The following is a 15,269-nucleotide window of genomic DNA, read 5'->3' on the forward strand; positions in this document are numbered from 1 at the left end:
AATGCACAGGCGCTGCTGCTATGTGAACGGATGATATCAGCGCCGGTTTTTTCGCCACTTTTTAAGGCATTATGAACCATTTTATGTGACACCGTATTTGTGAAAAGAACAAGAAGATCCGGACTGCCGATCATATTTTTCATATCTCCGGGTATTTGGGTAAAAACCTTCACTTTGCATTTGTGATTTTTACAGATTTCTTTGTATTTGCATACCATGCGATCGTGTCCTCCAATAATTACAATCCCCATCATTCCGTCCTCTTCTCCAAAATATAAAACATACTATATATATATATGCATAGTATAATATCGCAAATCTGAAGAAACGTCAATGTAGTAGTAGATTATTTTAGCTGCGATACTATTTTAAGGGAATAAAAAAAGAGCTAATAATAGCTCTCTTAAATGTTGGCGATAGTAAAAATAATCAATTGCCACGTTCCTGATTCCGCCACCAGTTTATGTTATTATTCGTTAGCGTTGGTTTGAGCCGTTTCGCAGACAAACGTGAAATCGCCAAGTTCATGGAAGGTAGGGTGTTCGCCGCAAAGTGGGCAGTCCTGATCTTTTCTATAGGTGAAACGGTCAAAAGATGTTTCCAGGACATCAATCATCAAGAGGCGACCCTTTAAAGTTGCCGGGATTCCGATAATCAGTTTAATTGCTTCGATGGCTTCCAGCACTCCGATTACGCCCGGGACTGGTCCTAAAACGCCGGTTTCAGAACAACTACCGGCAGTCTGATTATTGGTTTCAGGAAATAGGCATCGAAAACATGGCCCCTCATTGGGAACAATGGTCGTCACTTGTCCGTAAAAAGCTAAAGCGCCTGCTTCTACCAGCGGTTTTTTTTCAAAATAGCAGGCGTCATTCAACAGATAACGGGTCGGTAAATTGTCCAGTCCGTCAATGACAAGATCATGTTTTTTGATGATTTCCCGGGCATTTTCTTTTGCAAAAGCGCTGGAATAGGTGGTTACCTGAAGAGCTGGATTCATGGCTTCCAGAGCCTGTTTAGCAGACTCAACCTTCAATCGCCCGATGGTAGCGGTAGAATGGAGAATCTGACGGTTTAAATTGCTGATTTCGACATGATCAAAATCGATCATACTCAGTTTTGTGACACCCGCTTTAGCCAATACTAAATTGGCCGGACAACCAAGACCACCAGCGCCGATGGTTAAGATGTTTGCGTCCGCTAATTTATTTTTAATTTCGCTTTCATAAGACGATAAGTCAAATTCGACAAAAACCTGATCACTCGTTGAAAAATTGTTGTCAAAGGCATGATTTATTAAATCAAAATAAAAAATATCAGTCAGTGGAACACCGATTTTAAGACGGAATTTGACGGTTTCGATTGCTAACAATGTCCCCACAAAACAAGAACTCAGCAGCAAACCCAGTTGATCAGAAAAATGCTTATCGTTGCAGTCGTTTTGCGCAGAGAAGCCTTTCTTCTCGATATCATTGAGAAATACAGATAGTTCATTGCGGTTCTGACACAGGCCGAAACAACCCTGCCAGGCTGAGTTTACTGAAATAAAGGTTGGCGAAATTTGTGGACTTGATGAATTTATCAGCTGCGCTGCCGTTTGAGTCGCATAGTCGGAATTTCCGATAATAATCGTTAAGTTTGCTTCGGCGAAAGAGTCATCTGTCAGTTTAACAGTTACGTCAGGATTGAGATCATTCAATGCTTTAAGGGCCTCCTCCCAACCATCATTGCTTTCAAAATGGCAGTGGATATGGCCAATGCCAATGGCAGTAAGATATCGGAGAAGCAGATCACAACCTTCAGCATCGGCGGCACAGATAAGCATCCGGGTATCAAGAAGCTTCTTTTGTCCCCGGCCGCCAATATCCGGCATGATGATATGACGCAAATAACGTTTAATTTGATTGGCATCGGTTAGGCCTTCAATTTTTTCTGAAAGAACAGGCTCAGTATTTTCAGTTTCAAATAAAGTCGTGGCAGTAGTTTGATAGTCAGTTAGATTTACATTTTTATTGGTATAATCATTAATAGCAGCATGCAAGGCATCGGCGGCGATATTTGAACAAAGCAATTTCTGTTCGGGGAGACCACCTAAAGCTTCAGCTACATCAGCATTAGTGATTGTAAGAGCTTCGTTTAACGTTTTGCCAGTGGCAAGGACTGTTAGCATACTGCTGGCTGCGATGGCTGCGCCACAGCCAAAGGTTTTAAATTTAACAGCGGTTAAAACATTTTGTTGAACTTTTATATAAATCGTTATTTTATCGCCATCAACTGGATTCCCGGATATCCCGAGGCCGTCAGCATCAGGGATACTGCCAACATTTCGGGGGTTGGCAAAATGGTCGAGTACTGTATCATTGTACATAGGGTACCTCCGTATAAGATAACATAATTATACTATGGAATTAATATGAAATACAACCAGGATTAGAAATTTTAAGCTTTATATTAACTGGTATGGCAGGCGGAATTAATGACAACAGATATGTTATAATAGACTCAAAAATAAGCTGCAACTTGACAAAAATACCGCATTCAGGTAGTATTTATTAAACATACTGAACGACTATGAATATAACCCGGAAATGGAGAAAGATTATGGATTTTAGCACCCTTTGTATACATGGAAACACAGAAAAATACGATATTACTGGAGCTGTCAGCGTTCCGATTTTTCAGTCAGCAACCTTTGCTCACCCGGGGGTGGGCGAAAGTACCGGTTATGATTATACCCGACAGCAAAACCCGACCCGGGAGCACCTGGAGAACGTTATCAAAAAACTCGAGGGTGGCGTCGATGCGATTGCCTTTGCTACCGGCATGGCGGCCATCAGAGGCGTCATGGAGCTATTTTCACCAGGTGATCATATCATTGCCTCTGATGATCTTTATGGGGGCTCACACCGTTTATTTCATCATATCTCAATGAAAAACGGAATCGATTTTGATCTGGTCAATACATCGGAGCTTTCTTTGCTTGAAGGACTCATCCGACCCAATACCAAAGCACTCTTTGTTGAAACGCCAACCAACCCGATGATGCAGGTAACCGATATTGCGGCAGTGGCAGAGATTGCCAGAAAACATCAGCTTTTATTAATTGTCGATAACACCTTTCTGACTCCCTATTTTCAAAAGCCGCTTAAATTGGGAGCAGACATAGTGATCCATAGCGGCACCAAGTATTTAGGTGGACATAATGATACCCTGGCAGGCTTTGCAATTGTGAACGATGAGGAAATCGCTGAGCGGCTGCGATTTATATATAAGACTACCGGGGCTTGTCTATCACCTTTTGACAGTTGGCTTTTAATCCGGGGAATAAAAACCCTGCCGATCCGGATGGACAAACAACAGGAAAACGCCGAAAAAATTGCCAATTGGTTGTGTCAACAGGAGAAAATCACCGCAGTCCACTATGTCGGGCTTCCGACCCATGAAGGTTATGAAATTTCTAAACGCCAGGCCACCGGTTTTGGCGGGATGATTTCTTTTGAGGTGGACAGTGAAGAAACAGCTCGACAAATTTTAGAAGGGGTTTCAATTATTCAATATGCCGAGAGTCTCGGTGGGGTGGAAACGCTGATAACCTATCCGATGCTGCAGACCCATGGGGATATCCCGGAACAGGAACGGGAAGCAAAGGGGATCAACAACCGTTTACTGAGATTATCGGTGGGAATTGAAAGCGCACAGGATTTAATTACTGAATTAGCCAGGGTAATAAAGGGGGAATAAGACTTGAAATATAATTTTAATGAAATTGTACAGCGGGATAACACCAATTCCATCAAATACGATTTTGCCAACCGTCGCGGCAAGCCGGAGGGGCTGCTGCCGCTCTGGGTGGCTGATATGGATTTTAAAACCCCGGCGCCGGTGGTGGAGGCCCTGGTGGAAAAAAGTAAGCATGGCATCTTTGGTTATTCTGAAGGCGGCCAGGACTATTTTTTTACGTTAAAGGATTGGTTTAAAACGCGGTTTGACTGGAATATCCAACCGGAATGGCTGGTTACGACTCCAGGGGTGGTTTATGCCATTGCCACGGCAATCCGTAGTCTAACGGAGGTCGGTGATAGTATTATTATTCAACAGCCGGTTTACTATCCTTTTGCTGATACCATCACCATTAATGAGCGCCAGCTGGTTGTGAACCAACTGGTCTATGAAAATGGTCGATATTCGATTGATTTTACTGATTTCGAAAATAAGATCATTGATAACGGGGTCAAAATTTTTATTCTCTGCAATCCTCACAACCCGGTTGGTCGGGTTTGGACAAGAGAAGAACTGGTTCGCTTAGGCGATATTTGCCTCAAACATGGGGTAACGGTCATATCAGATGAGATCCATCAGGATTTTGTCTATCCAGGCCATAAACATCTGGTATTTGCAGATTTAAAACCAGAGTTTTTAGGGAGCACCATTACCTGTACAGCCCCCAGTAAAACCTTCAATCTGGCAGGGCTTCAGGTTTCTAATATTTTTATCGCAAATAAGGAAATAAAAAGAAAGTTCAAAAAAGAAATGCAAAAGGGGGGCTATAATGAGATCAATATTATGGGTATTGTCGCCTGTACGGCCGCCTATTCGAAAGGTCGCAAGTGGTTGGAGGAATTAAAAATCTATCTTGGCGAAAATCTGGATTTCATCCGAGCCTTTTTAAACGAACAGCTCCCCCAGGTTAAGCTCATCGAACCGGAAGGAACCTATCTGATCTGGCTTGATTTTAGCGAACTGGGATTAAATGAGGAACAGTTAGAAAACTTAATTATTAATAAAGCCGGTCTCTGGCTGGATGCCGGCACCATGTTTGGCGCCGGTGGCGATGGTTTTCAGCGGATTAATATTGCCGCCCCAAGATTGATCCTGGAGCAGGCATTGACCCAGCTGGAGCGGGCCATCAATGAGAAATAAGCAATAATAAAAAAGGCAAAGCACTTCTTAAAATGAAGTGCTCAGACTGCCAAATGATAACCCAGTACCGACAATTGTTACATCATGTTGTACGCATCGGAGCGGACACGGCAGAGCCTGTCCGATGCCGCGGCGAACAACAGATTAACAAATTGGTCGGTACGGTAGTTTATCGACAACCTCAGCACTTCTTAAAAAGAAGTGCTTTGCCATTTTTTGTCTATTTGTGATAACCGATTCAATGCTTCATTAAGTGTATCTTCTTTTTTTGCAAAATGCAGACGGATTAAATGATTGACGTTTTCTCTGAAAAAAGTTGAACCTGGAACCGCACCAACCCCAACATGCTCGGCCAGCCAGGTACAAAAGGCTAGATCATCGTCGGACTTGTATTTAGAAATATCAATCATCACATAATAGGCGCCCTGGGGAGTACTGTAGGTGAGCCCAATATCATCGAGGCCAGCTAAAAACAGCGTTCTTTTTTTGGTATACTTCTTCTGCAGATCGGTGTAGTAGTCATTACCAAATTGCAGCCCAACGGTGGCGGCTTCCTGAAGTGGTGCCGCCGCACCAACGGTTAAGAAGTCATGAACCTTTTTTGCCACATCAATAATCGGCTCCGGTGCGATAATATAGCCTATGCGCCAGCCGGTAATGGAATAGGTCTTTGATAAAGAGCTGCAGGAAATGGTGCGCTCAAACATACCAGGCAAAGAGGCCAGATAAATGTGCTCATGAGGCTCGTAAACAATGTGCTCATAAACTTCATCGGTGATCACATAGGTATCGTATTTTTTAGCCAAATCAGCAATAGTTGTCAGTTCTTCCCGGTTAAAAACTTTACCGGTGGGGTTAGAAGGGTTGCACAGAATCAGTGCCTTGGGATCTTGTTTAAAGGCCGTTTCCAATTCATCCGCATTAAAGTTAAACTCTGGCGGATGAAGGGGGACATAGATCGGAATAGCACCAGATAAAATGGTATCAGCACCATAGTTCTCATAGAAAGGCGAGAAAACAATGACTTTGTCACCAGGATTAGCGACGGTCATCATTGCAGCCATCATCGCCTCGGTGCTCCCGCAGGTCACCACAATTTCGGTATCAGGATTTATTGATCGGCCCATCAACCGGGATTGCTTTTGTGCCAGGGCTTCCCGGAAATTTTGAGCTCCGCAGGTAATGGAATATTGATGCGGACCCTGATGGGCGGCTTTTTCCAGGGCTTCAAGGATTTGTATCGGCGGATCAAAGTCAGGGAATCCCTGGGATAGGTTGACCGCATTATACGTATTGGATATACGGGTCATTCTTCGAATTACAGAATCGGTAAAGTCAGCGGTTCGGTTACTAAGTGGTTTCATCATGCACCTTCTTTAAATTTCATAGATTAAGGTTCGCTCATCGATTAAGCGTTTCGCTTTATGAGTAGCCCGCTCCAAATCACCATCGTTTAAGATCGTGACGTCACCGGGTTTTACCCCTAAACGGGTTTTTAGCGAAGCGGCAACCCGTTCTTTTAAGCTTTCGTCTGGTTCATCGTTATCTTCAGATTTTTCGATTTCAAGCCGATATTTAACCGAGTGATTCTGCTCATATAAACGAATTAGGTATTCGCCAGTGATGCCCGCTGTTCCTCGGATGACAAACTCAATATCACTGGGGAAGATATTAACCCCGGAGACAATAAACATATCATCCAGGCGGCCATGAATTTTGATCCGGGCGTGGGTTCTGCCGCAGCTGCAGGGTTCGCGGTTAACTGAACCAATGTCCCCGGTTCTGAAACGGATCAGCGGTCGGGCTTTTTTGCGCAGGGTGGTGTAAACAAGTTCACCCCGTTCACCATCGGCCACTGGTTGGCTGGTTTCAACATCCAGAACTTCCACTAAGATATGATCTTCGACGATATGAAGGCCATCTTTGGCTTCGCACATACCGGCACAGGCTCCGAAGATATCTGATAACCCAAAAAAGTCATACAGTTCTGCGCCCCAGACTTTTTCAATTGTCTCCCGGGTGGTTCCAATCGAGCCACCGGGCTCACCGGCCACAATAATGGTGCGAATGGCCAGATCCTTAGCTGGATCAATTCCCATTTTAAGCGCTGTTTCGCCAAGATATAAAGCATAGGATGGGGTTGTCCAGATGATCGTCGGTTGAAATTCTTTTAAAATGAAAAGCAGTCGTTCTGACGGCACGGTTCCGGCCCAGATACAAAGGGCACCCAAATTTTGAGCTCCAATAACATCAGGTCCGCCGACAAATAGTGAAAAGTTCAGGGCATGAACATAGCGATCATGTTTTCGCATCCCGGCACCATAAAACAAGCGGCTCTCAACTTCCTGCCATTCGTCAAAATCCTGTTTGGTAAAGGGGCTGAGGGTCGGCACCCCGGTTGATCCGCTGGAAGCGGATACAAAAACCACATCATCTTCACTGACCGCAATCATGTCGCCTAAGAGACCGCCTTTGGCCTGCCGTTCCCGTTGGGTGGCCTTATTGGTAAATGGGAATTTTTGAATATCTTCCAGCTGATTAAAATCAGCCGGGCTTAGTCCGGCCTTGTCAAAAGCTTCTTTATAATAGGTGGAATTACTGTAGGCAAATGTCAGCATTTCCTTTAATTCGCGGCGTTGTAATTCTTCCAGCTCTGCTCGTGGCAGGGTTTCGATTTTTTCGTCCCAATATTTTTTCTCACTCATAGTTCCTCCTCGGTGGTATTCCAATTTTTTCGTATCGCCGCCCACTTAGCATCCCGCTGTGCGGCCAGTATTTCGATATCTGCATCGTCTAAATGTTTAAAGCGACCCTGGGAAAGCAGGTAATCTTTAATCGATGAAAATTCGCGGGGGTTTTTGTTTAGCTTAAACTGGCCATTTTCATATTCGGCCAGGTACCACAAACCGCAATCCATCATTTTACGGGCGATGTCGATGGTTTCATTGACGGGGATGCCCCAACCAATCGGGCAGGGGGCGACAACATGGATATAGGCTGTCCCTTTTATTTTTGAAGCCTTCTCGATCTTATTCATAAAATCTTTTAGATTCCCGATACTGGCGGTGGCGGCATAAGGAATATCATGGGCAGCCACAATCTCAAAAAGATTCTTCTTGGGTCGGATATTTCCGTGAATATTTTCACCGCTTGGGGTCGTGGTTGTCTTGGCACCAAAAGGCGTTAAACCGCTCTTTTGGATGCCGGTATTCATATAAGCTTCATTATCGTAGCAGATATAGAGAATATCATCGTTGCGATCAATGGCTCCGGATAAGGCCTGGATGCCGATATCGGCAGTGCCGCCATCGCCGGCCAATCCGACAGCTTTGAAATTCTTGATCCCAACCGCCCGGGCGCCGGCTTCCACACCAGTCAGCATCGAAGCGGTTCCGGCAAAGGTGGAAATGATCGAATTATTGCTAAAACATAAATGCGGATAATTAAACCCAACGGCTGACATACAGCCAGCTGGGAGCACCGAGATAGCCCCTTCGCCCAGAACTTTAAGAGCGATCCGCACGGCTAGGCTACCACCGCAACCGGAACAGGCCTTATGGCCATAAAAAAATTCACTGTCCGTGATCGTTTTTGCAGTTATTTGATTACTCATCAATGCTCACCCCCAGTCCGATAAAATTAACGTGTTGGCCACCGGTTTGAAGATGGCGAAAGATTTCTTTGATGTTTTCCCGGCTGATATCACGCCCGCCGAGACCAGCAATAAAATTATATGTTTCCAGGTGCAAACCGTTCTTTGCAATAACCGAGTTTACATTTGTATAGACGGTACCTTCATAGCCAAAGGAAATATCTTTTTCTAATACTCCAATGGCTTTGGCTGATTCCAGTGCCGCAACCAGATCATCACTGGGAAAGGGCCGTAAAAAGCGAAGCTTCAGCAGGCCGACCTTTTCGCCGCGTTCTCGCAGTTCATCAACCACCTCCCGGCAAAGGCCGGTGATGCTGCCCAGGGTAATCAGGATATAATCGGCATCGTCAATACGGTAATCCTGGGTCAGTCCGCCATAACTGCGGCCAAAAATTTCGGCAAATTTTGCATCGGTTTCTTCGATAACTCGTCTGCTGTCCAGCATCGCTTTGTGTTGGATATATTTAAATTCCATATTATTGTCCGGACCAACGCTGAATGCCAGGTTTTTCGGGTTGTCCAAACTCATTTTATTTTCGGTTTGAAATGGTGGCAAAAAGCGGTCAGCGTCCGTCTGACTTGGAATTTCTACGGTTTCGTAGGTATGGGTAAGGACAAACCCATCCAGATTGACCATAACGGGGGTTGAAACCAGTGGGTTTTCGGCAATATGGTAACTTTGCAGCGCCATGTCCAGGCTTTCCTGGGCATCTTCCACGTACACCTGGATCCAGCCACAGTCAAGCTGTGAAAGCGAATCCCGTTGGTCACCATAAATATTCCAAGGTAAGGCGGTGGAGCGATTGGCGTTCATCATCACGATGGGGAATCGGCCGCCGCTGGCATACTGCAGACATTCTGCCATGTATAACAGTCCCTGAGAAGAGGTTGCCGTAAAAGTGCGGGCACCCATGGCACTGGCGCCAATGGCACAGGACAAAGCGGAGTGTTCTGATTCAACATGGATGAGTTCACTTGCTAAGCTGCTGTCTTCGACCATTTCCGAAAGTCTTTCAACCACTGTTGTCTGCGGGGTGATGGGGTAAATCGAAATAACCTGAGGACGCGCCAGCCTAACCCCTTCGGCAAAGGCATCATTGCCCGATAAAAATGCTTTAGTCATGCTATTCCACCTCCATTTTAATAGCTTGTTTAGGACAGATTTTTTCACAGATGCCGCAGCCTTTGCAAAAGTCATAGTCGATATCCAAACCGTGCTCGGTTTTTAAAATAACGCCATCAGGACAGTAGAGATAACATTGCAGGCAGTTGATGCAGGCATCTGTAATAATCGGCCGTTCATTTCGCCAACCGCTATTTTTGGTGACCAGATGTCCGGCTTCGCTGGCGGTACCTAAGGGGTAATCCGACAATTTTTGGGGCTTTTGATAGGATCGCAAAGTGGGCTTGTTCATGTCAGCGAACCTCCTTAAAATACTCAAAGGACTCTTTTAGAATCAATTGATTTTTGGCCGCACTGGCAGCTGATAAATACAAATCACTGGCTTGCTGTAATGATGATAGCGAAACATCGTCTGAGATACTCGCCAGGGCCCCGAGCATCGCCGTGTTACTGATCGGCTTCCTGATGATTTTGAGGGCAATCTGATTTGCATCAATTGTCTGGATTTGCGAGAAAGCGCTGAATTTTTCTGGGGTTGCGGTATTAATGAGGGCGATACCATCGTCTTTAAGATCCTTTAAATAGTCAGTAGAAAACAAGCTTTCATCCAGAAAAATCAAATAATCACATGCTTTAATTTCACTCCGATCAATAATTGCTTTACCATCAATTTTATTAAAAGCCTGAATTGGCGCACCGCGGCGTTCAGGACCAAAGGAAGGAAAAGCCAACGAAAATTTATTATCGATTAATGATGCGGCTCCCAGAATTTTAGCAGCGGTGAAGGCACCTTGTCCGCCTCGTCCGTGCCATCGTATTTCAATCATAATGATTCCTCGATTCTTATGTTTATTTACTGGATTTGTCCAGTTGTTTTGCGGATGAATCGCCAATTATCTGGAAGATCTGCACCAGCAGCACTAGAACGATCACGCAAATAAGCATCACTTCGGGTTCATAGCGCTGATAGCCGTAACGAATGGCCAGATCACCAATTCCACCGCCGCCAACGGTTCCGGCCATGGCCGAAAAACCGATTAAAGATACCGCGGTCACCGTGATATTTTTAATCAGCGATGGCAAGGATTCCGGCAGCAGAATCTTTAGTACAATCGACAATTTACTGGCTCCAGAAGCAATGGCTGCCTCCAGAACACCATTATCTACATCTGAAAAGGACGCTTCCGAAAGTCGTCCGAAAAAAGCGATGGCCGCTACTGCCAGGGGAATCACCACGGCATTGGGACCGATGGATGTATGCACGATCGCTTTTGAAACGGGAATCATCAACACAAGCAAAATCAAAAAGGGGATTGAACGGGTGATATTAATAATGACACCGACAATTTGATTGATGATCCGGTTTTTGAGAAAAAGAGTATTGGATGTTAAAAACAATAGTAGCCCAATACTGCCACCGATGATGATTGCGGCTAAAAGCGATGAAATGACCATCTGCATGGTTTGACCAAAGGTCAGAAGCAGTGCTGCTTTTAAATCAAAGTCCATGATTGATTACCTCCAAATCGGCCGTATTTGCGGCAAGATATTCAATTGCCAGTTTAATGGTATCCGCTTCGCCAATTAGCTCAACATAGAGTATCCCGAGGGGCAAACCGTTGATGTATTCGATCTTTCCCAATAAAATATTAAAGCCAATTTGAAAAGTGTTGGCAGCGTAAGAGAGAATCGGGTTGTTGGCATTGTCACCCTTAAAAGTGAGACGGATGATTGGACCTTGCATCTTACGGATAATTTCCTCGGGCAAATTGAAATGATTGGTATGACTTAATAACTGTCTGGTGAATTCTTCCCTCGGCTTTGTGAAAACCGCATATACATCGCCAATCTCAACGACTGAGCCCTTGTTCATCACCGCGCATCGGGTACAGATGCTTTTTATAACATCCAGCTCATGGGTGATGATGACAATGGTGATACCAAATTTTTTATTTAAATCTTTTAATAAGCTCAAAATGGATGAGGTTGTTTCCAAATCAAGGGCCGATGTCGGCTCATCACAGAGGAGAATCTTGGCATCATTAGCCAGCGCCCGAGCAATCGCAACCCGTTGTTTTTCGCCACCAGAAAGGTTGGCCGGATAGGAATTTGACTTATCAGACAAATTGACCAGATCCAATAATTCATTGACCCGGATTTCGGTTTCGACTTTAGATTTCCCAGCGGCCTTTAAAACAAAGGCAATATTTTGATAGACAGTTAGATTACGGGCTAGATTAAAGTGTTGAAAAATCATCCCGATATTGCGGCGGAGTATTCGCAACTGAGTTCGCTGATAATTGGTAACATTTTCGCCATCCACCAATATTTCTCCGGATGAAACAGATTGTAATAAATTGATGGTGCGGAGCAGGGTGCTTTTACCAGCACCGCTAGAACCGGCGATGCCGAAGATCTCACCCTTTTCAATCTTAAAATTTGCATCATTAACAGCCTCAAATATTTGTTTATCCTGTTTAAAGCTGACTGAAACGTTTTTAAATTCGATCATATTATCTACCTTTTTCTGTAAAAATTTAGGAGAAAAGCTCAGTTTGTTAAATCAACTGAGCTTTGTAAAAGTTTTAATAATCAGATGGTCTTTGGAATGATACATACTGTTTGGATGGATCTTCAATGACCTTTTTAAAGGCATCAGACTCGATTACGGTAATGACATCTTTAGCAAAATCTGAATCCTTATCTTCGGTTCGGACAGCGACACCATTGATATAACCTTCAGATAGTTTTTCATTATAAAGCGCATCTGAAAGCTTGAGCCCAGAACTTAAGGCATAATTGCCGTTAATCACGGCAATACCGACGCTATCAAGACTTCTTGGTAATTGTGGCGCTTCGATTTCGACAAATTGAAGGTTTTTAGGATTGCTGGAAAGGGTGTTTTGAGTGGCTGTTTTAGGATCAACAGCAGGGTCGATGGTAATAATATTGGTTTGAGCCAAGACTCTAATGGCGCGGGATAAGTTAGTGGCATCATTTGGTATCGCAACGGTAGCGCCGTCTTCGATATCATTAATGGTTTTATACTTTTCTGAAAAAATTCCCATTGCCGCAGTTGGGACTTCTTTAATGAAGGCTAAATCTAAGCTATTTTCTTTGGCAAAGTTAGTTAGGTACGTTGAATGCTGAAACAGGTTGAGATCAATTTCACCTGCGGCTAAGGCTTTGTTTGGCTGAACGTAGTCCGAGAATTCGACAATTTCAACCGAGTAGCCTTTTTCTTCTAAGGACGGTTGAATTGCTTCGGTGAACATATCTCCGTAAGGTCCGGCACACACGCCTACTTTCAAAACTTTTTCAGGTTCGGCTGTCGCAGCAGTTGATGAAGAACAACCAGTGAGGGCGATAAGTAAGATACTTATAATTGTAATAAATCCGATAATTCGTTTAGTTTTCATTTGATATCCTCTCTTTTCTAATCATAAAATTTCAGTTGGTTTAATATACGCATATAATTAACACATAAGACAACTCAGGGACTTCCTCATAAGCTCACCACCTTTCATATCATAGTAAATTAATATGTTTAATGTGCTTTATTATAGCAGCAACCATTAGTTTTTGCAAGAGCAAAACACATAAAACATATAAAAATAATATGAATAAAAATTTATGCATTTTACTGGTCGTTTCTATTGACAATTGCCTTATATTTGCATATAATGAATATCATATAGGAAAAGTATGAAACAACCGTTAATTGGAGGAGGAACTACTATGAAAAAACTACTCATTATAAAGACCGGATCATCGGATCAACATGTGATCAACAAATGTGGCGATTGCGACGTGCGCATTGCCCAATGTATTGGGATACCATATGATGACGTCCGTGTGATTTCGGTCTATGAAAATGCAGTACCAATTCTGCCGGATGATATTGCCGGCATTATTATTACTGGTTCCCCTTCAATGGTAACTGATTTGGAGCCTTGGGGAGTTGCCACCGCTCAATGGTTAAAACAGGTTGTTAAAAAGAACATTCCCGTTTTAGGCATCTGTTTTGGACATCAATTGCTTGCCCATACCTTTGGCGGTTCGGTTGACTATCATGAACAGGGAGAAGAAAAGGGTGAAGTTGAGATTCATCTAACCGAAGAAGGCAAAAAAGACTCTTTGCTGGGGGTATTACCTGAGCACTTCAGTGCCTATGCGTCTCACTTTCAGACAGTGACAAAATTACCCAAAGACACTACGATTTTAGCGAAAAATGATTTTGAATCAACCCATGCATTGAGATACAAAGAAAATGTCTGGGGTGTTCAATTTCACCCAGAATGTATTGGTGATTTATTTTGCAATACACACGAACATCAAACATATGGTGTGGCTTTACTAAAACGTTTTTATGAATTAGCAATGAACAACACCACTAAAGAAATCTCGAATGAATATAAAGCAGCCGTTCAATAAGGGGATTAAAAATAAAAATCTCAATGAGACAGAAGTAGAGGAGACAGGCATGAGCAAACGAAAATATGGCAGTGAATTTGGTTTACAAACACGGGCTGTGCATACCGGGAATGATGTCGATCTGGAGTCTGGTGCCATTAAACGACCCATTACGATGGCCAACAGTTATGAATTACCCTATGATCCCACTGATATAAATTGGAGCAGCTCCGATAAAAGTTTATATACGCGCAATGGTGGTACCAATCAAAAATATTTGGAAGAAAAAATTGCGGCATTTGAAAATAGTGAGGACTGTATCGTTTTGGCATCTGGGGTGGCCGCCCTGTCTGGACTATTTTTTGCGCTGTTAGAATCGGGTGATCATGTTGTTTTTTCAAATGTAACCTATGTTGCAGCATATCGGCTCTTGAATGAATTATTAAACAACAAATTTAAAGTGGAAACAACCATTGTTGATTCGACTGATCTGAATGCATTATATGCGGCAATCAGGCCAAATACGAAACTGATCCATATTGAAACACCGGGGAATCCAACGATTCAAATTTCAGATATTGAAGAAATTGCCAAGCTGGCTCATCTAAATGGTGCACTTTTATCGGTAGATAACACCTTCGCTTCGCCATATAATCAAAGACCCATCGAGTTGGGCGCAGATTTTTCAATCGAAAGCTTAACAAAGTTTATTAACGGACATGGTGATGCTATGGGGGGAGCCATTGCGGGGCGTAAGGAAGATTTGGACAAAATCCGTTTTCGGTCCCAAGTGAATTTAGGCGGCACGATCAGTCCCTTTAACGCCTGGCTGATTATGCGCGGAGCGGTTACCTTTCCACTACGGATGAAACAACATAATGAAAATGCCTTGAAAGTGGCGCAGTTTTTAGAAAGGCATGATACGGTCAGTTTTGTCGCATATCCGGGACTTCCCAGTAATAAAGGACATGAAATTGCCCAAAAACAGATGAATGCAGGTTTTGGTGGGGTGTTATCATTCGGATTAAATGCGACACATGATCAACATAATGAATTTGTCAGTCATTTGCAAGTAATCACATCGGCAGTTTCATTGGGACATGATGAAAGTTTAATTGTTTTTCTGGGAGAAAATGATGAAAGACAGCATCTCTATCCGGA

15 protein-coding genes are annotated in these 15,269 nt (G+C 43.5%); 4 read left to right on the plus strand and 11 right to left on the minus strand.

All coding sequences use genetic code 11. From position 1 onward, the window contains the following. On the minus strand, positions 1-251 hold a 251-nt coding region (locus Q7J41_RS12025; protein ID WP_304888424.1), incomplete at its 3' end, for a DUF2325 domain-containing protein. Positions 252-469: 218 nt separating this feature from the next. Beyond that, complete coding sequence (locus tag Q7J41_RS12030) at positions 470-2,368, minus strand: ThiF family adenylyltransferase (RefSeq protein ID WP_304888426.1); 1,899 nt, start codon at positions 2,366-2,368, stop codon at positions 470-472. Positions 2,369-2,601: 233 nt separating this feature from the next. Between Q7J41_RS12030 and Q7J41_RS12035 the strand changes: the two genes are divergently transcribed. Together Q7J41_RS12035 and Q7J41_RS12040 are read left to right on the plus strand one after the other, a co-directional pair. Beyond that, complete coding sequence (locus Q7J41_RS12035) at positions 2,602-3,741, plus strand: PLP-dependent aspartate aminotransferase family protein (protein WP_304888428.1); 1,140 nt, start codon at positions 2,602-2,604, stop codon at positions 3,739-3,741. Positions 3,742-3,744: 3 nt separating this feature from the next. Continuing rightward, positions 3,745-4,920 carry a MalY/PatB family protein gene (locus tag Q7J41_RS12040; protein ID WP_304888430.1) on the plus strand — a complete coding sequence of 392 codons (1,176 nt, stop codon included), beginning with the start codon at positions 3,745-3,747 and terminating at the stop codon, positions 4,918-4,920. A gap of 191 nt (positions 4,921-5,111) precedes the next feature. On the opposite strand, the gene Q7J41_RS12045 is transcribed toward Q7J41_RS12040, so the two are convergent. The 9 genes from Q7J41_RS12045 to Q7J41_RS12085 all read right to left on the minus strand — a co-directional run bounded on the left by Q7J41_RS12045 (position 5,112) and on the right by Q7J41_RS12085 (position 13,114). Beyond that, a complete protein-coding gene (locus Q7J41_RS12045; RefSeq protein ID WP_304888452.1) occupies positions 5,112-6,284 on the minus strand; it encodes a pyridoxal phosphate-dependent aminotransferase in 1,173 nt (390 codons plus the stop codon). A gap of 12 nt (positions 6,285-6,296) precedes the next feature. Next, entirely contained in the window at positions 6,297-7,625 is a 1,329-nt protein-coding gene (locus Q7J41_RS12050) for a phenylacetate--CoA ligase family protein (RefSeq protein ID WP_304888432.1), read from the minus strand. Beyond that, positions 7,622-8,533 (minus strand): thiamine pyrophosphate-dependent enzyme, encoded by a 912-nt coding sequence (locus tag Q7J41_RS12055; protein WP_304888434.1) that lies wholly within the window; start codon positions 8,531-8,533, stop codon positions 7,622-7,624. The genes Q7J41_RS12050 and Q7J41_RS12055 overlap by 4 nt, the downstream gene beginning before the upstream one ends. After that, positions 8,526-9,695 carry a transketolase C-terminal domain-containing protein gene (locus tag Q7J41_RS12060; RefSeq protein ID WP_304888436.1) on the minus strand — a complete coding sequence of 390 codons (1,170 nt, stop codon included), beginning with the start codon at positions 9,693-9,695 and terminating at the stop codon, positions 8,526-8,528. The genes Q7J41_RS12055 and Q7J41_RS12060 overlap by 8 nt, the downstream gene beginning before the upstream one ends. A 1-nt stretch (position 9,696) precedes the next feature. After that, complete coding sequence (locus Q7J41_RS12065) at positions 9,697-9,987, minus strand: 4Fe-4S binding protein (protein ID WP_304888438.1); 291 nt, start codon at positions 9,985-9,987, stop codon at positions 9,697-9,699. A 1-nt stretch (position 9,988) separates the two neighbouring features. Next, positions 9,989-10,522: a 2-oxoacid:acceptor oxidoreductase family protein gene (locus Q7J41_RS12070; RefSeq protein ID WP_304888440.1), complete on the minus strand. Its 534-nt coding sequence runs from the start codon at positions 10,520-10,522 to the stop codon at positions 9,989-9,991. A gap of 22 nt (positions 10,523-10,544) precedes the next feature. Continuing rightward, a complete protein-coding gene (locus Q7J41_RS12075) occupies positions 10,545-11,204 on the minus strand; it encodes a methionine ABC transporter permease (RefSeq protein WP_304888442.1) in 660 nt (219 codons plus the stop codon). Then, the gene (locus Q7J41_RS12080) at positions 11,194-12,207 is read right to left on the minus strand and encodes a methionine ABC transporter ATP-binding protein (protein ID WP_304888444.1); all 1,014 of its coding nucleotides are present in this window, start codon (positions 12,205-12,207) and stop codon (positions 11,194-11,196) included. Before Q7J41_RS12080 ends, Q7J41_RS12075 begins: the two co-directional genes overlap by 11 nt. Positions 12,208-12,280: 73 nt before the next feature. Next, on the minus strand, positions 12,281-13,114 hold the full coding sequence (locus Q7J41_RS12085; protein WP_304888446.1) for a MetQ/NlpA family ABC transporter substrate-binding protein: 834 nt from the start codon (positions 13,112-13,114) through the stop codon (positions 12,281-12,283). Positions 13,115-13,433: 319 nt separating this feature from the next. On the opposite strand from Q7J41_RS12085, the gene Q7J41_RS12090 reads away from it, so the two are divergent. Next, complete coding sequence (locus Q7J41_RS12090) at positions 13,434-14,129, plus strand: glutamine amidotransferase (RefSeq protein WP_304888448.1); 696 nt, start codon at positions 13,434-13,436, stop codon at positions 14,127-14,129. A 49-nt stretch (positions 14,130-14,178) separates the two neighbouring features. Next, on the plus strand, positions 14,179-15,269 hold a 1,091-nt coding region (locus Q7J41_RS12095), incomplete at its 3' end, for a PLP-dependent aspartate aminotransferase family protein (RefSeq protein WP_304888450.1).

This window comes from Acetobacterium sp. (assembly GCF_030652775.1).
Classification (GTDB): domain Bacteria; phylum Bacillota; class Clostridia; order Eubacteriales; family Eubacteriaceae; genus Acetobacterium.

What these genes read in the sequence shown, in the direction of transcription:
- Q7J41_RS12030 (WP_304888426.1), bottom strand. Translation starts at nt 2,368, where the DNA reads ATGTACAATGATACAGTACTCGACCATTTTGCCAACCCCCGAAATGTT.
- Q7J41_RS12035 (WP_304888428.1), top strand. Translation starts at nt 2,602, where the DNA reads ATGGATTTTAGCACCCTTTGTATACATGGAAACACAGAAAAATACGAT.
- Q7J41_RS12045 (WP_304888452.1), bottom strand. Translation starts at nt 6,284, where the DNA reads ATGAAACCACTTAGTAACCGAACCGCTGACTTTACCGATTCTGTAATT.
- Q7J41_RS12050 (WP_304888432.1), bottom strand. Translation starts at nt 7,625, where the DNA reads ATGAGTGAGAAAAAATATTGGGACGAAAAAATCGAAACCCTGCCACGA.
- Q7J41_RS12055 (WP_304888434.1), bottom strand. Translation starts at nt 8,533, where the DNA reads ATGAGTAATCAAATAACTGCAAAAACGATCACGGACAGTGAATTTTTT.
- Q7J41_RS12060 (WP_304888436.1), bottom strand. Translation starts at nt 9,695, where the DNA reads ATGACTAAAGCATTTTTATCGGGCAATGATGCCTTTGCCGAAGGGGTT.
- Q7J41_RS12065 (WP_304888438.1), bottom strand. Translation starts at nt 9,987, where the DNA reads ATGAACAAGCCCACTTTGCGATCCTATCAAAAGCCCCAAAAATTGTCG.
- Q7J41_RS12070 (WP_304888440.1), bottom strand. Translation starts at nt 10,522, where the DNA reads ATGATTGAAATACGATGGCACGGACGAGGCGGACAAGGTGCCTTCACC.
- Q7J41_RS12075 (WP_304888442.1), bottom strand. Translation starts at nt 11,204, where the DNA reads ATGGACTTTGATTTAAAAGCAGCACTGCTTCTGACCTTTGGTCAAACC.
- Q7J41_RS12080 (WP_304888444.1), bottom strand. Translation starts at nt 12,207, where the DNA reads ATGATCGAATTTAAAAACGTTTCAGTCAGCTTTAAACAGGATAAACAA.
- Q7J41_RS12085 (WP_304888446.1), bottom strand. Translation starts at nt 13,114, where the DNA reads ATGAAAACTAAACGAATTATCGGATTTATTACAATTATAAGTATCTTA.
- Q7J41_RS12090 (WP_304888448.1), top strand. Translation starts at nt 13,434, where the DNA reads ATGAAAAAACTACTCATTATAAAGACCGGATCATCGGATCAACATGTG.